This window comes from Nostoc sp., from assembly GCF_036917355.1.
Classification (GTDB): Bacteria; Cyanobacteriota; Cyanobacteriia; order Cyanobacteriales; family Nostocaceae; genus Nostoc.
In genome coordinates, this window is record NZ_JBALDP010000079.1 from 38,019 (window position 1) to 59,516 (window position 21,498).

Consider the following 21,498-nt stretch of genomic DNA (forward strand, 5'->3'; position numbering starts at 1 on the left):
CAACCCTTTTTGATACAGTATCCCATGAATCAAGATAGTAATTTTAATCAACTTTTTGTTCCGCCTTCTCAACGCGATCGCTATCAAGGGATGCTCAATGCCCCGATAGTACTCGTGGAATATGGGAATTACCAATGTCTTCAGTTCAGGGAAATGCATCAGTTGATTCAGGCAATTGTGCAAGATTTCAATTCCGGGCTGACTGAGAAAAATTCGATTTGTGTAGTGTTTCGTCACTTTATCGAACATTCAATCTATCCTCAAGCACAAAAGGCAGCAGAAGCGGCGGAAGCAGCAGCAGCGCAAGGTCAGTTTTGGGAGATGCACGAGATGCTGCTCACCCATCAAGAGGCATTGGGAAACGGATATCTCGTTGAGTATGCCAATGATTTAAGTCTCGACATCTGCCAATTTTTGCAGCATATCTCCAAAAAAGTCTATGTTGACCGCATTAATCAAGATATCGAAAGTGGTCGCCAAAGTGGAGTAGTAACTGCACCAGCTTTATTTATTAATGGAATTCGGTATCGCGCTCGCTGGGACATGGAGCAGTTGACGGCAGCCATTATCGCTGCAAGTAATGAAGTGCTTTGAGCTTCAATCACACAATTCAAAGCAGAACGATTAAGTTGCGTTTTTGCTCAAAGAACTTGAGTGTTCTGAATTGAGCGATGGTCGCATTGCGATCGCCCAAGAATCAAAACTAACCAATCTGAACATCAAACCCATCAACCTAAAGGAGAACAAAATGAGTAGCAATTCCCTAAACAGTCAAAACATGAAGCTCGAAGTTGTGGTATTGCCCGTCTCCGATGTCGATAAAGCCAAGGACTTCTATAAAACGTTGGGATGGCGGCTGGATGCCGATTTTGTCACCGATGAGGACTTCCGAGTGGTGCAGTTGACCCCTCCTGGCTCGGAGGCTTCAATTATCTTCGGCAGTGGTGTTACATTAGCTGCGCCCGGTTCAGTTCAGGGTCTATACCTCATCGTTTACGACATCGAGGCAGCCCGCGCCGAACTCGTTGAGCGGGGTGTTGAGGTGAGTGAGGTGTTCCACGACGTGGGCGGGGTCTTCCACCACGCCGGAACCGAGGGACGAGTACCTGGTCCCGATCCACAACGTCGTGACTACGCCTCGTTTGCCTCGTTCAGCGATCCAAACGGCAATGGTTGGCTGCTCCAAGAAGTGAAGAAACGCGCTCCCGGACGGTAACGGGACATCAATCGATTAAGGATCAAAAAAAGCAAAAAATATTAGGCTTTTGGCTCCTTTTGATACTCACCATCAGTGCAGCAGTTATGTACTAACCGAAAGAGCTAAAGCCAACAAACTAGTAGTCTGTCTCATAAGTTCTGATTAATTAGTTTCTTACCAAAACCCTGTAGAGACGCGAAATTGTACTTCGTCCAGCTACGCTAACGCGTCTCTACAACCCAGCATAATTAATGCGGCAGACTACTAGACAACACCTAAAACGAGGATACACAATGAAAACGCAGAAAGTATGGTTCATTACCGGGGCCTCCAGGGGCTTTGGGTTAGAAATTGCCAGAGCAGCCCTGGCAGCAGGCGACCAAGTAGTAGCGACGGTTCGCAGTCAGCCCGCACAACTCGCCGCTACCCTGCACAACCACCCGGATCTGTACGTTGTGCAGATGGATGTCACCCAGAAAGATCGGGTACAAGAGGCTGTCAAGCAGAGCATTGCCCGTTTCGGCCGGGTTGATGTCTTAGTCAATAATGCCGGGTTTGGCATGATTACTGCGATCGAAGAAGCCACGGATGCCGAAGTCCGCAAACAGTATGATACCAACGTGTTTGGGTTACTGAACGTGACTCGTGCGATATTGCCGTACCTGCGCCAGCAAAAATCCGGGCGGGTCATCAATATTACGTCGCTGTTCGGCTACGATGCAGTTCCGGGCTGGGGATTGTATGGCTCTACTAAATTTGCGATCGAAGGTCTCTCGAAAGGGTTAGCCCTCGAAGTAGCACCGCTCGGCATCCACGTCACGGCAGTAGCTCCCGGTCTTTTTAGTACTGACTTCCTGAGCGCTAAATCATATACCGCCGCTAAAACCATTATCGACGATTACCAGGAAACGGTAGGATCGATGCGTAGCGGAGCCGATGCGCTACACGGGAACCAACCTGGCGATCCGAAAAAGTTTGCGGCTGTGATTATTCAACTCGCCAATACAGAACGTCCGCCGTTGCATTTGCCCGTTGGGAAGGACGCGATCGCAATGTACAAGAACAACGCCGCAAAAATGGCACAGGAAATTCAAGCATGGCTGCCAGTCGCTACCAGCACCGACTATGACCACCGCATAATGGCTTCGACCATAGCCTGACCTGCAACATTAGAAGCGTTGACTGAACTTATTATCAGGAAAGCAAAATCAATGACCTTTATAATAAACCATTTCACCACGAGCTATGGCAAAACGGCTCGTAACTTGCTTAATGAAGCGACTCAGCCATCAGAAGCAGGGGCGCGTGCGGCACTTGAAACGTTCTATTATGCCTTCAATCAGCACTCGATTGAGACACTTACTCAGATATGGCTCAACTGTCCACTGGTTCAACTAAACAATCCGGTGGGAGGAATGCTCCGAGGCTATGAACCGATTCGCGATCTCTACTCCAAACTTTTCACAGGATCGTTAAACGTCTGGGTTGAGTTCGAGGATATTGTAGAGTACTTCAGTGGAAAGACAGCCATCTTTGCTGGAGAAGAGCGCGGTGAATTTACAACTAAAGATCGCATTATTCCACTTAGATTCAGAACGAGCCGCTGTTTTCAGTACTCAGAAAATGACGGTGGATGGCGACAGATTCATCATCACGGATCGATCGACAATGTGAAACTGCTGGAAGCGTATCAACTTGCTGTAAACGATAAAGTTGTGGCGTAATCTCCACAACAGATTGATGCGATAAACATAAACTGCAAAGTGGACTGGCAACGGCTCAAGCGTTTGACGACGAAGGTGCAAAAGTTGTTGTGACGGGGTGCAATACTGCTCGCTTTGTGCATTTTTAACTCGGCATTAGGTTTGGGGAAAAGGTTAAAGGGTAAAGGTTAAAGGTTTTTTCTTTCCCCTTCCCCTTTTCCCCAAAACCCGACAAGTATTGGAAGACCGCACTTCCGGACGGTAATTTGCAATATTCACACATTCACTTTCCAAAGGAGATTGTTATGAAACTTGAAGGTAAGAAGGCACTGATTACCGGGGGAAACAGTGGCATTGGCTTTGCCACCGCGAGACTCTTCATTCACGAAGGGGCTGAAGTCGCAATCACGGGTCGAGATCAGAAAACGCTCGATGCTGCTGTTAAAGAACTGGGTTTAAAAGCCGTTGCCTATCGTGCAGACGTGACGGACTCCAATGCCCGTGCCGACCTTTTCAGCAAAATTGGTCAACGCTTCGGCAGTCTAGATATCATCTTCGCTAACGCTGGTATTGCTGGAGCTACACCCATAGGCAGCGCTGATGAAGGGGTGTTTGAGAACATCATTCGCGTCAATCTTACCAGCGTTTTCTTTACAGTCCAAGCCGCACTGCCACTGCTTAATGATGGCTCCTCAATTATCTTGAACAGTTCTGTTATCGGTTCGCTGGGTAGTCCCGGCAGGGCAGCCTACGCAGCAAGCAAAGCGGGTGTTCGCGGCATGGCGAGAGCGATGGCATCTGAACTTTCTCCCCGCAACATTCGAGTCAATGTCGTCGCACCGGGAGCAATCAAAACTCCCATCTGGAGCCGTGGGTCTACTCCACCTAAGAAGGCAGACGAACTGACATCGGAATGGGCAGCAGCAACTCCACTAGGTCGTTTGGGAGAAGCAGACGAGATTGCCAAAGCAGTCCTCTTTCTTGCCTCAGACGACTCATCCTACGTCCAGTCGGTTGAACTTTTTGTTGATGGTGGCATTGTTGGTTCTCCAATCGGTGGAGCGACTTTCCACAGTGCATAAATCTTTTGACATTCTTTGTTTCATTAACCCCTCAAACGCATAAAGGAGTTTTACTATGGGTATTGAACAGAAAGTCGCTGTGATTACTGGCGCGTCGCAGGGCATTGGCGCAGATCTTGTCAAGGCGTACCGCGATCGCAACTATCGAGTGGTCGCTATCTCACGCTCAATTCAGCCATCGGATGATGATGCAATCCTCGCAGTGTCAGGCGACATCGCCGATCGAAAAACCGCCGAGCGTGCGATCGTCGAAGGCGTGACCCGCTTCGGGCGCATCGACACGCTCATCAACAACGCGGGTATATTCATCGCCAAGCCATTTACCCAATACACCGAGGCTGACTACGAGGTATATCTGGGCACTAACGTCACTGGCTTCTTTCACATGACGCAACTGGCGATCGCCGAAATGGAGAAGCAGGGCAGCGGTCATGTTGTGCAGATATCGACGAGCCTGGTTGACCACGCGATTGCTGGCGTACCGTCTGTACTCGCGTCGCTGACAAAGGGCGGACTAAATGCCGCGACCAAATCGCTGGCGATCGAGTATGCCAAGGGCGGTATCCGGGTGAACGCGATCGCGCTGGGTACTATCAAGACGCCAATGCATCCTGTCGAAACCCATGCACAGCTCGATGCTCTGCACCCGATCGGTCATATGGGCGAGATATCCGATGTCGTCGATGCAATCCTCTATCTCGAATCAGCCAACTTTGTGACGGGCGAAATCCTTCACGTCGATGGTGGCCAGAGTGCGGGTCACTGACACCGCCTTGCGTCCATAAGAACGGCTCTGACGCTCTCAAACAAGATTGCGCGATCGTCCACCCTTCTTATAGCGGCTTTTACCCCACACCCGAATGGCAAATTGCTATACAAAGGAACACCTACCATGACCCAACTTGAAAAAGGAAATATCTACGAATTACGCATCTACCACTCCATTCCCGGACGACTACCAGCGCTGATTGCACGCTTCCAGAACCACACGTTACGGATTTGGGAAAAGCATGGCATCCGCCAGGCTGGATTCTGGACAACGTTAATCGGCGAGAGCAACCAGCAACTCACCTACCTGCTTGCCTGGGACAGCTTGGCTGACCGTGAGGAGCGCTGGGGTGCATTCCTCGCTGACCCTGAATGGATCGCGATCGGCACCGAAACCGAGAAGGACGGTCAACTTGTGCAGAATATCAGCAACGAGTTGCTGGCACCGACCACCTTTTCCTCGGTGAAGTGAGCGGCAGAACTCGAACCTATAGCATCCGGCAATGCAGACTCCTTACCGTTACAACTGAACAATACGCACAGACAACACGTAACCCCAGTGAATTCAGCATCAATTTGTAAACGCGATCTAGGCAGAACCTTTTCTCAAATCGGGGCTAATACCATTTCTTTGTGAGGCTGCGCCAAATTTTCTTTCTTCCTTTGTGTCCTTTGTGACGGCAGTCGCTCATGGGGGAGACCCCCAGACGCTCGATGACTCGCTACCGCGCAGCGTCTCGTAGAGAAGACCGCGCTGCCTCCCCTTTGCGGTTCGTTCCTTATATAACTTGGCGCATCTTTATACAGAATCGCGGCTAATGATCGTGCTCATAAGGCGGTGATGGAAACGGACAAGAAGCAACCTGAGTTAATTCGATTTTGAAAACGAGGTAGGCGCGATGAAGACGACTTTTGAGAACATGGTGTGCCAGACCCAATGTATCGCGGAACGGGAGGGCCAGTATTTGTCCAGCCTGCGCCAGATCCAAACGCGATCGCACCCGCGACCGTCGAAGGAGCGCGGGTGGTGGGTATTCCTACTTTTGAAAATCCGAACGGACGCATGATGGAAGCGGCGAAGGGCGCTTCTATCAGCGATGTGCTAGTCCGCAATGGTAAGCGCGAATCGATATTCCGCTCCTACGTCTACCCTTATATGGATCGGCCAAACCTGACGGTTCTCAGTCATGCACTGGTCATACGGCTGACGTTCCAGGGCAAGCGTGCTACTGGCGTGGAGATATCTTATCGTGACGCGATCTATCGCATTGGTGCGGCAGTTGAAGTGGTGCAATCCATACGCCGAAAGTGCTGATACAATCCGGTATCGGCGATGAGTCCGAGTTGCGACGATTTGGAATTCCTGTCGTGCAGCACCTTCCCGGTGTGGGGCAAAATTTTCAAGACCACGTTGCATTTGATTGTGTCTGGGAATATGAAACCGCTCTCGAACCCAGAAACAACTTGTCCGAGGCAATCTTTTTCTCAACCAGCCAGTCCGGGCTTAAAAGTCCAGATTTATTTGTCTGTCAGGCCGAGGTGCCAAAAACCAGTGCTGAGAATGCCGTCCGGTTTGGGCTGCCTAGTGCAGGCTGGACGTTATTTGGGGCGATCGCCCATCCCAAAAGCCGAGGCCGCCTGCGCCTAACGGGAGCCGATCCATCCGACCCAATTCTAATTGATGCAAACACTCTGTCTCACGCGGACGATCTCAAAACTGCGATCGCCTGCGTAGAACTCTGCCGCGAAGTCGGTAATTCCGCTCCGCTTCGTCCGTTTGTCAAGCGCGAAGTCATGCCAGGTAATTTGAAAGGGGCCGAACTCGAAAGCTTTATTCGGGATGCTGCAACGAGTTTCTGGCACGAAACCTGTACCGCAAAGATGGGCCAGGATGCCATGTCAATGGTGGATAGCAACCTGAGAGTCTATGGAATCGACAATCTCCGGATTGCTGATGGATCGATTCTGCCACGAGTAACAACCGGTAACACGATGGCTCCCTGCGCGATCGTCGGGGAGCGGGCAGCGGAAATTTTACATCTCAAACACCAACTGCAAACCACCGTAAAAACAGACTCTAGCGTGCAATAAAACCACCGCACTTTTCATTGGCGGACGCACATCTAAGTCGCGTGTTAACTCAAAGAACTTGAGTGGTCTAAATTGAGCGATGGTCAGATTGCGCTCTAGTAGTCTGCCAACCCAAAAATGCGCTTGTGAGGGCTGGGGAAAGGGTAAAGGGGAAAGGGTAAGGGATTTAAAACCTTTCCCCCTTCCCCTTTACCCCGCAAAGTTTCTTTGGCGAACTACTAGTGACTTCGTGAGTTCCTCCAATCGAAGATTGGAGGTAGCCCAACCCGCCAAAGGCGATCGCAGAAGAATGAAAACTAACCAATCTGAACATCAAACCCATCAAGCTAAAGGAGAACAAGATGAGCAGCAAGTCCCTAAACAGTCAAAACATGAAACTCGAAGTCGTAGTGTTCAGCGTTTCCGACGTTGACCGCGCGAAAGCATTCTACGAGAATCTCGGCTGGCGGCTCGACATCGACGTGGTGGATGGCGACTTCCGTGGCGTGCAGATGACGCCGTACAACTCGGAAGCCTCGATCATCTTCGGCAAGGGAGTCACTCCGAACAATTCTGGCTCGGCGCACAGCCTGGTCCTCGCCGTGGACGACCTCGACGCCGCTCGCGAAGACTTAATCGCTCGTGGTGTCAACGTGAGCGAGGTCTTCCACTACGCCGGCGGCCCCTTCAACAACGCCGTGGACAACCCACGCATCCTGGGGCGCGACCCGCAAGGTCGTTCCTATTTCTCATTTGCCTCGTTCGAGGACCCAGATGGGAACCTCTGGCTGCTCCAGGAAATCCAAGCGCGGCTTCCCGGTCGCGTTTGGAACTCTACGAGAGTACGAGACATGGATGTTGCAACCCTTGCAAACCTTCTTGGCGAGACGGCAGAGTACCACGATCGCTACGAGAAAACTCACGCCGAGCATCATTGGTGGGACTGGTACGCGCCTTATCTGAGTGCGCGTCAGAATGGCAGCAGTCCAGAAGAGTCCACCGCTGCCGCTGACCGTTACATGGAGGAGGTTTTTCATGTTCTTTCCAGATGATGCGGTCAGATTTGCCACACCCGCCGAGTATGTCGGCGACTAGGTAGCAGCAGAGGCTTACAAAGCCAATGATTTTTGCTCAGGAACTCAGGGCGGCGCTCAGGTCGCTGCGCTGAGTCCGCGTCCTCACTTCAAAACTTGCCCAGATGTGTCGGCAGCGTTCCTTTGCCCCGTATCAGATGAGGAGATCGGCTGTTACCGGAGATAATTTGATCGCTTGGGATGAACATTAAATTATAAAACAATAAACAGATAGCCGATTCAATTAAAGCAAGTTGAGTTAAATCCAATTGGAAAAAGATAAATGTCCGAGAAAATTAACCATCAACGCCGCCGCTTTTTGGGCGCTGCGGCTATGACCATTGCTACTACACAGCTAGGCATATTCGGTTCTGCGATCGCACAATCGAGCAAAACAAAACCAGCAGTTCTGTCCATGCTGAAGTCGGGGACAAACACGTCGTTCGGCTCACTGAAGCAGATCGATGCTGGTGTTTTAAATGTCGGATATGCTGAGGTTGGTCCCGCGAATGGTCGTCCGGTAATCCTCCTGCACGGATGGCCCTACGACATTCACAGCTATGTCGATGTCGCCCCTTTGTTGGCGTCGGCTGGGTACAGGGCGATCGTCCCGTATCTGCGCGGCTATGGCATAACGCGCTTTCTTTCGAGCGAGACGTTCCGCAATGGCCAGCAGTCGGCGATCGCTGTCGATATCATTGCTTTGATGGATGCTCTCAAGATCGAGAGGGCGATCCTCGCTGGTTATGATTGGGGAGCGCGAACAGCGAACATCATCGCGGCACTCTGGCCGGAGCGCTGCAAGGCGCTCGTCTCCGTGAGTGGTTATTTGATCGGCAGCCCTGAAGCCAACAAGACACCGCTGCCGCCGCAGGCCGAACTCCAATGGTGGTATCAATTTTATTTCGCGACGGAGCGGGGCCGCGCGGGCTACGAAAAATACTGGCATGACTTTAACAAGCTCATCTGGAAACTTGCTTCGCCGCAATGGCACTTCGATGACGCGACGTTTGAGCGTAGCGCCGCATCCTTTAACAATCCAGATCGCGTCGGTATCGTCATCCATAACTACCGCTGGCGGCTCGGCCTAGCCAAAGGCGAGCCGCAGTACGACGATCTTGAGAAGCGGCTCGCCGCAGCCCCTGCGATCGCCGTACCCACCATCACTCTCGAAGGTGATGCCAACGGTGCGCCGCACCCGGATGCCAATTCCTATGCAAGGAAATTCTCGGGCAAATACGCACATCAAATCGTTCGGGGCGGGGTCGGGCACAACCTGCCGCAAGAAGCGCCACAGGAGTTTGCAAAGGCCATCGTCGAAGTTGACGGTTACCGATCGTGTTTAGCCTGAGTCGTGAAACAGACAATTTGCAGCAAGGAGAAAACACCATGACCAAACTGAAAAAGTTCATTACAAAACCAAAGCCCGCACCGCAGGTCTCTTCATCCTCCTCTCGCTACTCCTCGTCGCGCTCTTTGCGGCTACAGTGTTCCTGACACCGCCCGCTCTCGTGGTTGCCCAGCAATCCGCCCAGACCCGCGCACAAGCTCAGGTCGCGGCTAAGGCGATCGCGACGCGACCAAAGACAACGCAATCCGCCCGTTCCGCAAGAGGCGCTCATCGATCTCCACCGACGGCCCGCAGCGACCCACTGGTCTGACGGGACTTCCAAATAAAAAAATAATCAATCGCTTGGGTGAGCAGGGAGAGCAGGGGGAGAAGAAATTAGATACTAGTGTTTGATGTAGGAATTGAGTAATTTAATTCTTGGATGTCCCTTATAGCACTACCAACATGATTGGCGAGAAGGCAGCCGGTTTAATCAAAGCCAGTCGGACTCGACAAACTGTAATAACCAGCTATCAACAGAGGTAACAATGGAAACAGCAGATGTAATTGTAATTGGAAGTGGTCAGGGCGGAGTTCCACTCGCGGCTGACTTTGCCAAAGCAGGCCGAAAGGTTGTTTTGTTTGAGCGCGATGCGTTGGGTGGCAGTTGCATAAACTATGGTTGCACACCTTCTAAAGCCTTTTTAGCTGCTGCTCATGCCGCAGGTCGCGCTCGACAAGCCGCGAAGCTAGGCATACACGCGCAGGTTGAAGTCGATTTTTCTGCGGTGATGGAGCGTGTGCGTAGCATTCGCAGCCAGTTTAACCAGGGTACCAAGCGGCGATTAGAGAGTGCAGGGGTTCGAGTCATCTGCGCTGAAGCTGCTTTCACCGGAGAGCGAACTGTGAGTGGAGGAGGTGTGACGGTGCAGGCTCCGCTCATTGTTATCAACACAGGGACATCCTCTACTATTCCTGATATTCCTGGTTTAGCTGGAACGCCTTATCTAACCAACCGAAATTTCTTTGATTTGCAGCAAATTCCGCCCCGGTTGCTCGTGGTCGGCGGTGGCTATATTGCCCTGGAGTTAGGGCAGGGAATGGCACGTTTAGGGAGCCAAAGCAAATTGATTGTGCGGGGCGATCGCTTGCTGGCTCAAGAAGAATCCGATATCAGTGCTGTGCTTGCTGATGCCTTTGAGCAAGACGGAATTGGACTGCATTTCAATGTGACGGTTCAGCAGGTTGCTTATACCAACCGTGTGTTTACCCTAACGCTGAACAATGGTGAAGTACTGGATGGAGAAGCATTGCTGATTGCGACTGGGCGCAAACCGAATACTCAAGCATTAAATTCTGCGGTGACAGGCGTTGAATTAGATGCACAGGGTTTTATTAAAATCGACGATCGGTTTCAGACGACTTGCGCCGGAATTTATGCGATCGGGGACGCTGCCAAGCAGCCTGCTTTTACCCATGTTTCTTGGGAGGACTATCGTCGCTTGAAAGCCATTCTATGTGGCGAACATCGAACACGCAACGATCGGGTATTAGGTTATGCCGTTTATACTGAGCCGCAAGTGGGCCGGGTAGGCATGACGCTAGAGCAGGCTCAGAAACAGGGCATTGTTGCTCGTGAAGTCACTCTGCCGATGGCTCATATCGCTCGCAGCATTGAATGGGGGCACGATCTGGGTTTCTACCGCATGGTCATCGACACCCACACAAATTTGATTTTAGGAGCAACGCTGGTTGGGTACGAAACGGCTGAACTCGTGCATGTCTTTTTGTCGCTGATGGAAGCTAAAGCAACGTGGCAGGTACTCGAACAATCGGTTCACATTCACCCAACTTACGCTGAAGCATTGCCCAGTCTTGCAAGGCTACTCGTTGGAGATGATATGCCAACTGTCAATTTCAATCGTTGAACTGCACGGTGCATCGTCGCTACGCTGACACTAATACCACTTTGAATGCAATAGCGCTCACATAATTCTCCTAGTATGGCATCCGGTTGTTCATCTACTAATTGCTGCAAAGCAGGTAAGTTCTCAACTTTTATTTTGGCGTAGGCGTAGCCCTTCTCTACGAGAGGCTACGCCAACGGCTGCGCTCAGGAACCACCCGTCGTAAACATCGCTCCACCTCCATCAACTTTGGCATCCACTTTTCCTGTGTTCCGATAGCGACGTATTAACCGCTGAATAAACGATAAGCTCACTTTGAAGCGATCGGCTAGTTGTTGTTGCCACCCTTGTTTTGCTTTATAAGCATTAATCACACGTTGGCGTAGATCTGTTGAGTAGGGGGCAGCCATTTACTCGTGAGTATTTTTACTACATCTTTAGTTTACTAGATTTGTAGTCTACTCAATTGAAAACTGCTGTATGCCTACAGCTTTTGCAGCGTTAGTGACCGCGTTCTCAACGGAAGCTTCTAGCCTCCCAATTGCAAGACCTATGTTATTAACCCTTGAGCGAATACCATTGACTATTTGTTTTAGTCCATTAGCATCCAATGATGCGTTCAAAGCCGCTCTTGCAGCATTAGCTGATTCTGTTACGGCTTGTCCCGATCTTGTGACAGCTTGATTAGATAATCCTTTGGCTAGCTCCGCGTCAGATGCCACACCATTGAGCGTGTTTTTTATTGAGGGTATTTCTTGCTCTAAATCGCCAACAATTAAACTTTGGTCAGTGTTTGCATCAAAGTTGGTTATACAATACCTTTGCCAAAATAAGAGTCTACAAAAATTTTGACAAAAATGGCAAAATGACCTATACATGAGCGTTTAGCTTACAAGGCACCTTGGGCGCTCAAACCCTTTATACTACAGGCAATATGTTAAAAAACTTTGTAGGAAACCTGGAAGGAATTTTTAGGACTTATGGTTTTTGCCAAGCCTTCGAGAGAAGTGAGTTAATACATTAACTCACCCTCGCAAATTGGCTAAGGTATTGTTATAAAAACGGATTTAATGAAGTGAATAAATCTTTCCTGCAATCATCAGAAAGCATAGACCAGACGGGACAGCCGATACCACAGAAATTCCAGTACATCCAATATTGAAGGAGTCTTTGGAGCGATACAAACCACAAACAAATAGTGAATGGTTATTTCCCTCAAGGTGTGGCACTAAACCAATCGTTTGGAAAACGCTTACAACATTTTGATGGCTGCGGTGGAGAAGGCAGGGTATGAAGCTAAGGGTATTTCTACTCATACTATGAGACGGAGCTTTGTTAACCGATTGAGAAAGAATGGAATCCCAAAGGAAACTATTCGCACCTTCACCGGATACCACGACAATAAAGGGCTTGACCCCTACTTTGAAATCGAAACGGATGAGAGAAGAGGCGCGATCGCAACTCTATGAACGCCAAACTCCTATTCCTCCAAATCGAAATCTTCCTTGAGTCTTTTGAAGCTGGAAAGTATGACCATCCACTCTTTCTAGCTATGACTCTGGAATGTTTGGCGAATCAGGCATGGGATGAAGTTGACCGACTCTACCCAAATTTGGACAAATAAGGCTTGAGGCAATAAACTCAAACCGATACACGCTATTCACAGCTCGCAACAACTGCGATCGCTCACGCCAAATCGTTATTTGAGAATTTTAGCGTAGATACAAAGCTAGAAGCAGAAATAAAACTTTAGGACTTACACATTGACAAAGTGGCAAAAGAGTGGATTGATAAAAAGTATCATCCACTGACTAGTAGTCTGCCAAGGCAATTTTGCTAGGTTATACTTGGATATAAACGCTGCATTTTTCGGCGAGCATCTTTGGTTTGAAAACCCCAATAGACACTGGCTTTTTGTTGATTACGTTGTTTCTCCCAAGCGGCAATCTCAGAAGTTAATGTTTCTGCATTAGGAATACGCCGTTCTAAACATTGGCGAGATAAAACAGATAATTCAATTTCTACTTGATTCAGCCCTTCGGGTTCGCCAGTTGCTTCAAGTCGGGGAACCCGCCCAACGCACTGGCTCACCAAGAAGCGTGTTTAGGAGTATAGTGGAACTCTAACTTTTGAATAATTCGACGTGCTTCTTGTGGTGGAAAAACTTCATATAACGCGCTGGGAGTATGAATATTTAGGTTATCAACTACTAAACGAATAATATCAGCATCTTGGTAATCAATATCTACTAACTTTTTCATTTGAAGAGCAAAGTCTACTTTTGTACGGCGCTGTGTAACTTCAATATGCTGCCATCCAGCCAAGGGTTGAAAACACGCGAATAAATTTACTGTCCCGTTACGTTTATACTCGAAATCATAACGTTCAGGTTGCTCCGGCTCTGGTGGCAAAGGAAGTCTTACTTCTTCTACTAATTGGTAGGGACGTTCATCAAAGCAGACTACAGGGCGTTTAGGATCATAAGGCTCATTGTATAAATCCAAGACATCTTCCATTCGGAAAACATATTCTGCATTAATTTCAGGAATGCACCACTGTTCTTTTAACCACGGTTTGATTTCATTTTTTTTAAAGTTTGACGCACTGTTTCGTCCGAAATTGAATCTATGATACCAACGTTCACTAAATGATCCGCTAATAATTGCATTGTCCAACGTACTCTTCCAACTGGTGGATTAGAACAAGCAGTGGCGATTAAAAATGCTTCTTGCTTTTCATCTAATTTTTTAGGTTTTGGTGGATGAACTTCATCCTTTAAAGCAAAATCTAACCCACCAATGACAAATTTTTCCCGTATCCGTTGTACTGTCGCAACATGCGCTCTAACTGTGCTAGCGATCGCTTGATCCGTTTCTCCTTCAGAAGCCATCAGAAGAATGTTTGCACGGGTTATGGTTCTTGCCTTATGCTTACCTTTCTTAATTATCGATTGCAGTTGAGAAACTTCATCTTCATCCAAGTCAACAATGTACTTTTTCGCCATGTTACACCCCATTTTTGGCTATTTTACCAATTAGAGGTTTTACTTAGCAAAGTTACCTTGGCAGACTACTAGAGTATTATCTAACAAGCTTTGGGGATCATACATAACTATATACTCTGCAAACTAATAGTTCGCAATACTTAATATTCGTAAAACTAATAATTAGTATTCCATGAGATTGTGATTGTCAGCACATCTTTTTTTGTATTGATCGTGTAGGCTCATATCTGCTGAGTAAAATTACTTGATAAATTTATGGTAATTCGAGCACCAAGCAGCAGCATCCTTAATTCTGCTGTGCTATTAAACTTGCTTACAATTCGGTTATTTGATTTTTGAGCAATTATTTGGTAACTGAACGGTAAGCTTGGTTGCTAGAGAGCATTCCATAATTACATTCATTACTGACGTAGCTATGTACGAATGACACGAAGAAAAGTGCTAACCCTTGAGATGACTGCTTTTGGGGTGTAGGAAATTAAGAAGAGTAGAGCTAGGTTTCATACTCTCAAATGCAATGTCTCTTAGCACTACACCAACATCCTGACAAAGGCGAGGTTTCACTTTTTCTTCGTGCCAGCTATATACAAATCAGCGATACCAACCATAGAGCTACTGCTAAGGCAATTTTAAGAAAAGAAAAAAGCATGAGTACAACACGCAAAATTCGTTTAGGTGCATTCATTCAAGCTACCGGACACCATGTCTCTGCTTGGCGACACCCCGATTCACAAGCAGATGCTGGATTGAATTTCGAGCATTACAAAGAAATCACCCAAACTGCCGAACGCGGCTTATTCGATGCAGTTTTCTTGGCAGACAGTCCAGGAGTCTGGGGCAGCGCTCCAGAAACTCAGCATCGCAATGGTAAAATTGCCCATTTTGAGCCTGTAACCCTCTTCTCGGCCTTATCCTCTGTAACCCAAAAAATCGGCTTCATTTCCACCGCCTCGACCACTTATGAAGAACCCTATACCCTGGCACGTAAGTTTGCTTCGTTGGACTATTTGAGTAAGGGCCGGGCAGGGTGGAATGTAGTCACGACAGGCAATGAGAATGCCGCACGTAATTTCGGACTTGAGCATCACCCAGAACACAGCCAGCGTTATGAACGAGCTGAAGAGTTTGTGGAAGTGGTGAAAGGTCTATGGGATAGTTGGGAAGACGATGCTTTCATCCGTGACAAAGAGTCTGGTGTCTATTTCGACCCGGATAAACTGCATACATTGAATCACAAAGGCAAATATTTCTCTGTAAAAGGGCCTCTAAACGTTGGTCGTCCGCCCCAAGGTTATCCAGTGATTGTTCAGGCTGGAGCCTCCGAATCGGGACGGGACTTAGCTGCACGCACTGCTGAGGTGATTTTCACCGCCAATCAAACCCTAGCCGATGCCCAAGAATTTTATGCTGATGTCAAAGGTAGGCTAGCACAATATGGGCGATCGCCAGACGATCTAAAAATCATGCCTGGTGCTTTCCCAATCATTGGCCGTACCGAATCAGAAGCTCAAGAAAAATACGAATTCTTGCAATCGTTAATCCATCCCGATGTCGCCTGGGGGATTTTAAAGAACTATTACAAGGGTGTGGATTTGTCGAAATATTCTTTAGATGATGTAGCTCCCGAACTACCCAGCGACACCAACACTAACAAAAGTCGTCTCAAACTAGTCAAAGATTTAGCTACTCGTGGCAGTCTTACGCTGCGTCAGTTGTATCTCTCTCTTGCTACTGCAAGAGGTCATCGCACCATACTTGGTACTCCCGAAACTATTGCTGACCAGCTAGAAGAATGGTTCAACAACGGTGCAGCAGATGGCTTTAATATCATGCCGCCAATCCTTCCCACAGGATTGGATGAATTCGTTAACTTAGTCGTTCCCGTTCTACAGAAACGGGGACTGTTTCGTACTGAATACGAAGGCAGTACCTTGCGTGAAAACCTGGGATTGCGTCGTCCGGCCAATCGTTTTACCGCTAAACAACTAGATGAAAGATTGGTGTTGGCGTAAATGACTTTTCATATCTGCACTGTGTTTATAGTGCTGTAGGATAAATGAATTTTTCACGGATGCTTATGCCATACCTTTTAAAGCGTACTTTTTGTAGATCGCCGCCTTACGGAAAATCGTAGGGAGACGCGATTGTGGAGAGACGCGATAAATCGCCGTCTCTACAAGAAATGTATTTGTCAATAGCAGCATTGGATGCTGAAAAAACCTGTAATTTTTGTGCTGTAGGTAAGGAAAAAACATGACTGAATATAGCCGATTGAAGACCTCACGCTCTGCTGCAATCAGAGCAACTCTTGATTATCCAGTAATCGACACCGACGTTCATACCAATGATTTCACGCCAGCTTTTGAGGATTACATCGCTAAGTACGGTGGTGTGAAACTTGTAGATGAGTTACGCAAGACTGAAGCTTCTCGTCTTAACTCTAAGAGCAACGGTAAAGACTGGTATCAACAAACTCCTGAAGAACGTCAATACAACCGCACAATCCGATCGCCTTGGTGGGCTAGAGTTACCAAAAATACACTGGATCTCGCTACTTACACCCTCCCCGGACTCCTCTATGAGCGTCAGGCAGAGCAAGGATCGGACTATTCGGTGCTGTTTCCCAACAATGTCTTAGCACCAGCTGGAGCCAGTGCAGAGAACCGTCAAGCCCTGCAACGTGCGGTTAATCACTATCATGCTGATATTTACCGGAAATATAGCGATCGCTTGACACCGGTTGCTGGCATTCCCTTAACTACTCCCCAAGAAGGCATTGAGGAGCTAGAGTTTGCAGTTAAAACACTGGGCTTAAAAGTGATTAATATCACTGGTGGGGTGAAACGGCCGATTAAGGCGATCGCTGATAAATATCCAGCCGATAAATTCCCCGAAATCGCCAAGTATGCTTCTTATATCGACTTCTACGGATTAGATAGTGAATACGACTACGATCCTTTCTGGGCCAAGGTCGTGGAACTTGGCGTACCTGTCACCACCCATTACGGCAGTCAGGGTTGGACTGGCCGCTCCTCCATCAGTAACTACATGAACAACCATATTGGTCACTTTGCCGATGGTTCGGAAGCATTTGCCAAGGCGCTGTTCTTCGGCGGTGTTACCAAGCGTTTTCCACAGTTGCGCGTAGCGATGCTGGAAGGTGGTGCAGATTGGGGTGCCCGCGTCTACATCCATTTGGTAGATCGGTTCTTGAAGCGCAATATCAAGGCACTGGAAAACTACAATCCAGCGTTGACAAATGCCGATGAGTTGTTTGAAATATTTGAGCGCTACGGTGCAGAAGTTACTCAAGGACATTCCCTCGATAAGGATGAATTGACCAAGACTGTACTGGGAGCTTCATTCAGCCGTCATAGCCGTGCGCCGATTGGTAGCGAATTGGATGATTTTGCAGCAGCAGGCATTGAAACAATTGAAGACATCCGCGATCGCTGGGTGAATAGTTTCTTCTTTGGTTCCGAGTCCGACGATCGCACGATCGCTACGGCATTCAATGACAAAGCCAATCCCCTGGGAGTCAAGATCAACGCCATCTATTCCTCCGATGTTGGTCACTGGGATGTGCCAGACTTAACTTCCCCCTTGGCTGAAAGCTGGGATTTGGTTCAAGAAGGCGTTATTTCCGAAGCCGACTTCAAATCCTATGTATTCGCCAATCCCTACAAGTTTTACACCCAAGCTAACCCCGATTTCTTCAAGGGTACAGCGATCGAATCCAAGGTAAGTAACACCGAATTTAAACAAGTGGATAAAAACCTAGTAGTGGCATGAAGAGTGCTGAGTGCTGAGTTCCGTTAGCGGTAGCGGGGCGTTTAGCCCGTGCTGAGTACTTCTTAATTCACTTAGGACTAGCACTGAGTAGGGTAAAAGGCGAGATGAGGGAGCAGAAGAGATTGCAGTAATATTTTTCTCCTCTGCCCCTCTGCTCCTCTGCCCCTCTGCCTCTTGTACCCAATCCCAAAATCAAATTAGGAGTCACAACAATGCCTGTCGAACAACGTCACGACACCAACAATGGTTCCTTGCCTTATCTGTTCTCGCCTGTTGCTGACAATGCCAACAAACCTGCGCCCTTAGTACTTTTTCTGCACGGAGGACGCGATCGCGGGACGGATTTGAATGTGCTACTGAAATGGGGTTTACCTCGTTTCGTAGATTTATCCGACTCATTGCCTTATGTCTTTGCTGCACCCCAAATTCTGGCTGAACAGACTTGGGCAGATCGAGCAGATGATGTGCTTACTTTGCTTGATGAATTGATTGTTTCTCAGCCTGTCGATCCAGCACGGGTGATATTGGCTGGGTTCAGCTTAGGCTCGGCGGGGATCTGGCATCTCGCTGCTTTGCATCCCGATCGCTTCGCAGGTTTAGTACCTGTGTCTGGACGTGTACCAAAAACATTAGCAGAAAGCGAACTAGCTGCACTCAAAAACATTCCCGTTCAAATATTCCAAGGTGGACAGGATAAAAATCTGCCGATTGAGGATACAGAGAATTTTGTTGAGCGCTTACGCAAAGTCGGGGGGAAAGTCGATTTGACAGTGCTACCTGAAGGCGATCATTTTATTGCAGATGAAGTATACGGCGATCCGAAGTTACAGCAGTGGCTAATTTCCCAAAACCGTCGTGAAATTTCTGTAGTTGTCTAATGGATTATGTCTTACGCACCATCTGATCACTGGAATCAAGTCTTCGCTAAATGGAAGGATGCTGGCACCGATCTAGATTGGGGAACCCAATGGACGAAAGTTCACCTTCCGTTCCTCAAGTCCGCCAATGTTAAAACTGTGCTTGACCTTGGTTGCGGGACAGGGAACGACGTGTTACGTCTTGTAAGGCAAGGTTTCACAGTAATTGGTGTGGATTTTTCAGATGAAGCAGTGCAACAAGGACGCGAGAAAGCAAAAAAGCTAGGACTAAGCGCACAGTTTGTAGTTGCGGATATGGCAAAACGTTTGCCTTTTGATAGTGCAACATTGGATGCTGTCATGTCCAATGTTGCCATCCACATGTTTTCAGATCAGATTACACGCGAGTTGTTTAAAGAAATTCGCCGAATAGTACGCCCCAACGGATTATTTGTTTTCCACGTTAATTCTACAGAAGACGCTTTAGTTCGGGCAGAACGCCACCCACCTATACGCGAAATCGAGCCAAATTACTTTCTAGAACATGATGGACAAACTATGCATTTTTTCTCTAAAGAATATTTGCTAGACCTTTTATCTGACTGGAAAGATGTAGAGCTAAAACATTACGAAATATTAGATGAGCAAACAGGCAAACCGTTTAAAAAAGTTTGGTGGGGTAAAGCAATACAGCCTGACTAATCGCCTCGTTTCCAGTCTTAAGAATGGGAATGTATTACGAGAGGGCTGCTGCCTCTGGTAAAGGGTTTGGAAGTTCCGCCTCCAGGCTGAGAACCAGTCAATATATTAATATCTTCGTGATATGGAAAATAGAATCATCAACATAATGCTTCTCAAGTCAAAACCGAACTTTTTCGGCAAAATTTAGTTTAATTATGTCAGATTCTCGCAAAGAAATCAGAATTTGTTTTATTGGTGAATCCTTTGTCAATGGCACAGGCGATCCAGAGTTTCTGGGTTGGACAGGTAGAGTGTGCCGCAATGCGGAGTCAAGAGGATACGCTATCACCCATTACAACTTGGGCGTGCGGGCAGAGACAAGTCGGTATCTCAAACAACGTTGGCACTCGGAAGTCTCCTATCGTCTCCCAAAAGAATCAGATGGTCGAGTAGTGTTTTCTTTTGGGGTAAACGATTCAGGATGGGCGGGAAAACAGCAAGGAATCGAACTTTCAGAGTCGATCGCAAATGCTCGCAGTATCTTAAGCCAAGCAAAGCAACTCTATCCAATCTTGATGGTTAGTCCGCCACCTTGTGGTGATGTCGATCAAGAAAAAAGAAATCAAATTCTTGCAAATCTGTCAGAGGAATTCGCGTTGGTTTGTAATGAACTAGATGTTCCATATCTCGATGTGTTTTCTCGTTTGGTGAAGTCACCGATCTGGTTAGCGGAAGCAAAAGCCAATGACGGCGCTCACCCAAAAGCTGATGGTTATGCAGAATTTGCTGCGATCGTCCAAAACTGGGAAGCTTGGTTAAATTGGTTTACACCTTAAAAAATGCCGACATCGGGCCAATCATGGCTTGGTCGATGTGTCCTATAGGCTTTTAATTTTGCGTTAGCAAAGCGGGGCGGAACGCACATCGCATTGCATTCTATTTAAAAATTTTCACACTTTCTCAATTAACAACATCTTGATGACTTTACCAACTACTAATCTCGGTAAAACTGGATTGACCGTTTCGCGTCTCTGTCTCGGCACTATGACCTTTGGTTTGCAGATCGACGAAGAAACTTCCAGGCAAATCCTCGACACCGCCGCCGACGGTGGGATCAACTTTTTAGATACAGCCGATGTTTATCCCCTTGGCGGCGGACTTGCTACTGCGGGACGCACCGAAGAAATCGTTGGGCGCTGGCTCAAAGGCAAACGCGAACATTTTATCTTGGCTACCAAGTGCGTTGGTCGAGTTGGCCCTGCACCTTGGGATCAGGGGGCTTCGCGTAAACATATTTTGGATGCGATCGATGCTTCCCTGCGACGCCTGGGAACCGATTATATCGACCTGTATCAGTTGCACTCCGACGATGCTTCAACTCCCCTTGATGAAACTTTAGAAGCGCTGGATGCAGTGGTTCGTGCTGGTAAGGTGCGCTACATTGGGGTTTCCAACTTTTTAGCCTACCGACTCGCCCGCGCCTTGGGTCGTGCTGAGACGCGCAATTTAACCAAGTTCATCTCAATTCAGCCCCGCTACAATCTATTGTTCCGTGAAATTGAGCGAGAACTATTGCCCCTAGCCAAAGAAGAAGGACTGGGTGTAATTTCCTACAATCCATTGGCGGGTGGTCTACTTACAGGTAAACACAATTTTACTCAAGGCCCCACGTCAGGTACGCGTTTTACGTTAGGTGCTGCCGCAGAACGTTATCAAGAACGCTACTGGCGCGATCGCGAATTTAATACTGTCGAGGAATTACGCACGGTAGCGGATCTTGCCGGATTTTCCCTCACCACCCTAGCGGTGGCTTGGGTTTTATCTAATCCCATTATCACTGCCCCGATCATTGGCGCTAGCCGTCCAGAACAACTTGCTGACAACCTCAAGGCGCTAGAACTAAAACTTGACAACAATTTGAAACAAAAGTTAGACGACCTAACCGCAGAATATCGAAGGGGAGATTCTCTTCGTTAGAGGTTAAGGACTGGGAAATAAATATTTTTATGCCCTCGTTTTGAATTTGGAATTGG

The 21,498-nt window shown here is 48.0% G+C and carries 23 protein-coding genes and 1 pseudogene; 21 read left to right on the forward strand and 3 right to left on the reverse strand.

Translation table 11 applies throughout. The annotated features are described in order from the left end of the window. Nucleotides 1–24: 24 nt before the first annotated feature. From V7K53_RS25250 to V7K53_RS25310, 13 genes are all read left to right on the forward strand, one after another. Complete coding sequence (locus tag V7K53_RS25250) at nucleotides 25–594, forward strand: DsbA family protein (protein WP_335200265.1); 570 nt, start codon at nucleotides 25–27, stop codon at nucleotides 592–594. A gap of 43 nt (nucleotides 595–637) precedes the next feature. Beyond that, the gene (locus tag V7K53_RS25255) at nucleotides 638–1,216 is read left to right on the forward strand and encodes a VOC family protein (protein WP_335200266.1); all 579 of its coding nucleotides are present in this window, start codon (nucleotides 638–640) and stop codon (nucleotides 1,214–1,216) included. Between the two features lie 275 nt (nucleotides 1,217–1,491). Next, the gene (locus tag V7K53_RS25260; RefSeq protein WP_335200267.1) at nucleotides 1,492–2,358 is read left to right on the forward strand and encodes an oxidoreductase; all 867 of its coding nucleotides are present in this window, start codon (nucleotides 1,492–1,494) and stop codon (nucleotides 2,356–2,358) included. A 51-nt stretch (nucleotides 2,359–2,409) separates the two neighbouring features. Further along, nucleotides 2,410–2,922: a YybH family protein gene (locus V7K53_RS25265; RefSeq protein ID WP_335200268.1), complete on the forward strand. Its 513-nt coding sequence runs from the start codon at nucleotides 2,410–2,412 to the stop codon at nucleotides 2,920–2,922. Nucleotides 2,923–3,206: 284 nt separating this feature from the next. Next, nucleotides 3,207–3,983, forward strand: coding sequence for an SDR family NAD(P)-dependent oxidoreductase (locus V7K53_RS25270; protein WP_335200269.1), 777 nt, complete (start codon nucleotides 3,207–3,209; stop codon nucleotides 3,981–3,983). A 55-nt stretch (nucleotides 3,984–4,038) separates the two neighbouring features. Then, nucleotides 4,039–4,749 carry an SDR family NAD(P)-dependent oxidoreductase gene (locus V7K53_RS25275; protein WP_335200270.1) on the forward strand — a complete coding sequence of 237 codons (711 nt, stop codon included), beginning with the start codon at nucleotides 4,039–4,041 and terminating at the stop codon, nucleotides 4,747–4,749. Between the two features lie 126 nt (nucleotides 4,750–4,875). Next, nucleotides 4,876–5,223 (forward strand): NIPSNAP family protein, encoded by a 348-nt coding sequence (locus tag V7K53_RS25280; protein ID WP_335200271.1) that lies wholly within the window; start codon nucleotides 4,876–4,878, stop codon nucleotides 5,221–5,223. A 465-nt stretch (nucleotides 5,224–5,688) separates the two neighbouring features. Further along, on the forward strand, nucleotides 5,689–6,066 hold the full coding sequence (locus V7K53_RS25285; RefSeq protein ID WP_335200272.1) for a GMC family oxidoreductase N-terminal domain-containing protein: 378 nt from the start codon (nucleotides 5,689–5,691) through the stop codon (nucleotides 6,064–6,066). Next, nucleotides 6,060–6,842, forward strand: coding sequence for a GMC family oxidoreductase (locus tag V7K53_RS25290; RefSeq protein WP_335200273.1), 783 nt, complete (start codon nucleotides 6,060–6,062; stop codon nucleotides 6,840–6,842). The genes V7K53_RS25285 and V7K53_RS25290 overlap by 7 nt, the downstream gene beginning before the upstream one ends. 79 nt (nucleotides 6,843–6,921) lie before the next feature. Continuing rightward, complete coding sequence (locus V7K53_RS25295) at nucleotides 6,922–7,254, forward strand: hypothetical protein (RefSeq protein WP_335200274.1); 333 nt, start codon at nucleotides 6,922–6,924, stop codon at nucleotides 7,252–7,254. Then, complete coding sequence (locus V7K53_RS25300) at nucleotides 7,214–7,873, forward strand: VOC family protein (protein WP_335200276.1); 660 nt, start codon at nucleotides 7,214–7,216, stop codon at nucleotides 7,871–7,873. The genes V7K53_RS25295 and V7K53_RS25300 overlap by 41 nt, the downstream gene beginning before the upstream one ends. Before the next feature lie 304 nt (nucleotides 7,874–8,177). Beyond that, nucleotides 8,178–9,245 (forward strand): alpha/beta fold hydrolase, encoded by a 1,068-nt coding sequence (locus V7K53_RS25305; protein WP_335200278.1) that lies wholly within the window; start codon nucleotides 8,178–8,180, stop codon nucleotides 9,243–9,245. A 527-nt stretch (nucleotides 9,246–9,772) separates the two neighbouring features. Continuing rightward, nucleotides 9,773–11,152 carry a dihydrolipoyl dehydrogenase family protein gene (locus V7K53_RS25310; protein ID WP_335200280.1) on the forward strand — a complete coding sequence of 460 codons (1,380 nt, stop codon included), beginning with the start codon at nucleotides 9,773–9,775 and terminating at the stop codon, nucleotides 11,150–11,152. 185 nt (nucleotides 11,153–11,337) lie between these two features. Here the strand turns inward: V7K53_RS25310 and V7K53_RS25315 are convergent, their stop codons facing one another. Then, nucleotides 11,338–11,541, reverse strand: coding sequence for a hypothetical protein (locus V7K53_RS25315; RefSeq protein ID WP_335200282.1), 204 nt, complete (start codon nucleotides 11,539–11,541; stop codon nucleotides 11,338–11,340). Between the two features lie 48 nt (nucleotides 11,542–11,589). Beyond that, entirely contained in the window at nucleotides 11,590–11,853 is a 264-nt protein-coding gene (locus V7K53_RS25320) for a hypothetical protein (RefSeq protein WP_335200284.1), read from the reverse strand. A gap of 519 nt (nucleotides 11,854–12,372) precedes the next feature. Between V7K53_RS25320 and V7K53_RS25325 the strand changes: the two genes are divergently transcribed. Beyond that, nucleotides 12,373–12,600, forward strand: a complete 228-nt coding sequence (locus tag V7K53_RS25325) for a hypothetical protein (RefSeq protein ID WP_335200285.1) — start codon at nucleotides 12,373–12,375, stop codon at nucleotides 12,598–12,600. Next, nucleotides 12,597–12,755, forward strand: a complete 159-nt coding sequence (locus V7K53_RS25330; protein WP_335200286.1) for a hypothetical protein — start codon at nucleotides 12,597–12,599, stop codon at nucleotides 12,753–12,755. Before V7K53_RS25325 ends, V7K53_RS25330 begins: the two co-directional genes overlap by 4 nt. Nucleotides 12,756–12,967: 212 nt before the next feature. Here V7K53_RS25330 and V7K53_RS25335 read toward each other — a convergent pair. Continuing rightward, nucleotides 12,968–14,135, reverse strand: a pseudogene (locus tag V7K53_RS25335) (IS630 family transposase). 647 nt (nucleotides 14,136–14,782) lie between these two features. Here V7K53_RS25335 and V7K53_RS25340 point away from each other — a divergent pair. The 6 genes from V7K53_RS25340 to V7K53_RS25365 all read left to right on the forward strand — a co-directional run bounded on the left by V7K53_RS25340 (nucleotide 14,783) and on the right by V7K53_RS25365 (nucleotide 21,442). Next, nucleotides 14,783–16,147: an LLM class flavin-dependent oxidoreductase gene (locus V7K53_RS25340; RefSeq protein ID WP_335200287.1), complete on the forward strand. Its 1,365-nt coding sequence runs from the start codon at nucleotides 14,783–14,785 to the stop codon at nucleotides 16,145–16,147. A gap of 241 nt (nucleotides 16,148–16,388) precedes the next feature. Next, the gene (locus V7K53_RS25345) at nucleotides 16,389–17,927 is read left to right on the forward strand and encodes an amidohydrolase family protein (protein ID WP_335200288.1); all 1,539 of its coding nucleotides are present in this window, start codon (nucleotides 16,389–16,391) and stop codon (nucleotides 17,925–17,927) included. A gap of 212 nt (nucleotides 17,928–18,139) precedes the next feature. Next, complete coding sequence (locus tag V7K53_RS25350) at nucleotides 18,140–18,805, forward strand: dienelactone hydrolase family protein (RefSeq protein WP_335200289.1); 666 nt, start codon at nucleotides 18,140–18,142, stop codon at nucleotides 18,803–18,805. Between the two features lie 6 nt (nucleotides 18,806–18,811). Further along, on the forward strand, nucleotides 18,812–19,486 hold the full coding sequence (locus tag V7K53_RS25355; protein ID WP_335200290.1) for a class I SAM-dependent methyltransferase: 675 nt from the start codon (nucleotides 18,812–18,814) through the stop codon (nucleotides 19,484–19,486). Nucleotides 19,487–19,680: 194 nt separating this feature from the next. Then, a complete protein-coding gene (locus V7K53_RS25360) occupies nucleotides 19,681–20,301 on the forward strand; it encodes a GDSL-type esterase/lipase family protein (protein ID WP_335200291.1) in 621 nt (206 codons plus the stop codon). Between the two features lie 142 nt (nucleotides 20,302–20,443). Then, nucleotides 20,444–21,442: an aldo/keto reductase gene (locus tag V7K53_RS25365; RefSeq protein WP_335200292.1), complete on the forward strand. Its 999-nt coding sequence runs from the start codon at nucleotides 20,444–20,446 to the stop codon at nucleotides 21,440–21,442. Nucleotides 21,443–21,498 lie beyond the last annotated feature (56 nt).

Coding starts and splice junctions, on each gene's coding strand:
- V7K53_RS25250 (WP_335200265.1), top strand. CDS start 25: ATGAATCAAGATAGTAATTTTAATCAACTTTTTGTTCCGCCTTCTCAA.
- V7K53_RS25260 (WP_335200267.1), top strand. CDS start 1,492: ATGAAAACGCAGAAAGTATGGTTCATTACCGGGGCCTCCAGGGGCTTT.
- V7K53_RS25265 (WP_335200268.1), top strand. CDS start 2,410: ATGACCTTTATAATAAACCATTTCACCACGAGCTATGGCAAAACGGCT.
- V7K53_RS25270 (WP_335200269.1), top strand. CDS start 3,207: ATGAAACTTGAAGGTAAGAAGGCACTGATTACCGGGGGAAACAGTGGC.
- V7K53_RS25275 (WP_335200270.1), top strand. CDS start 4,039: ATGGGTATTGAACAGAAAGTCGCTGTGATTACTGGCGCGTCGCAGGGC.
- V7K53_RS25280 (WP_335200271.1), top strand. CDS start 4,876: ATGACCCAACTTGAAAAAGGAAATATCTACGAATTACGCATCTACCAC.
- V7K53_RS25285 (WP_335200272.1), top strand. CDS start 5,689: ATGTATCGCGGAACGGGAGGGCCAGTATTTGTCCAGCCTGCGCCAGAT.
- V7K53_RS25295 (WP_335200274.1), top strand. CDS start 6,922: ATGGTCAGATTGCGCTCTAGTAGTCTGCCAACCCAAAAATGCGCTTGT.
- V7K53_RS25300 (WP_335200276.1), top strand. CDS start 7,214: ATGAAACTCGAAGTCGTAGTGTTCAGCGTTTCCGACGTTGACCGCGCG.
- V7K53_RS25305 (WP_335200278.1), top strand. CDS start 8,178: ATGTCCGAGAAAATTAACCATCAACGCCGCCGCTTTTTGGGCGCTGCG.
- V7K53_RS25310 (WP_335200280.1), top strand. CDS start 9,773: ATGGAAACAGCAGATGTAATTGTAATTGGAAGTGGTCAGGGCGGAGTT.
- V7K53_RS25315 (WP_335200282.1), bottom strand. CDS start 11,541: ATGGCTGCCCCCTACTCAACAGATCTACGCCAACGTGTGATTAATGCT.
- V7K53_RS25330 (WP_335200286.1), top strand. CDS start 12,597: ATGAACGCCAAACTCCTATTCCTCCAAATCGAAATCTTCCTTGAGTCT.
- V7K53_RS25340 (WP_335200287.1), top strand. CDS start 14,783: ATGAGTACAACACGCAAAATTCGTTTAGGTGCATTCATTCAAGCTACC.
- V7K53_RS25345 (WP_335200288.1), top strand. CDS start 16,389: ATGACTGAATATAGCCGATTGAAGACCTCACGCTCTGCTGCAATCAGA.
- V7K53_RS25350 (WP_335200289.1), top strand. CDS start 18,140: ATGCCTGTCGAACAACGTCACGACACCAACAATGGTTCCTTGCCTTAT.
- V7K53_RS25355 (WP_335200290.1), top strand. CDS start 18,812: ATGTCTTACGCACCATCTGATCACTGGAATCAAGTCTTCGCTAAATGG.
- V7K53_RS25360 (WP_335200291.1), top strand. CDS start 19,681: ATGTCAGATTCTCGCAAAGAAATCAGAATTTGTTTTATTGGTGAATCC.
- V7K53_RS25365 (WP_335200292.1), top strand. CDS start 20,444: ATGACTTTACCAACTACTAATCTCGGTAAAACTGGATTGACCGTTTCG.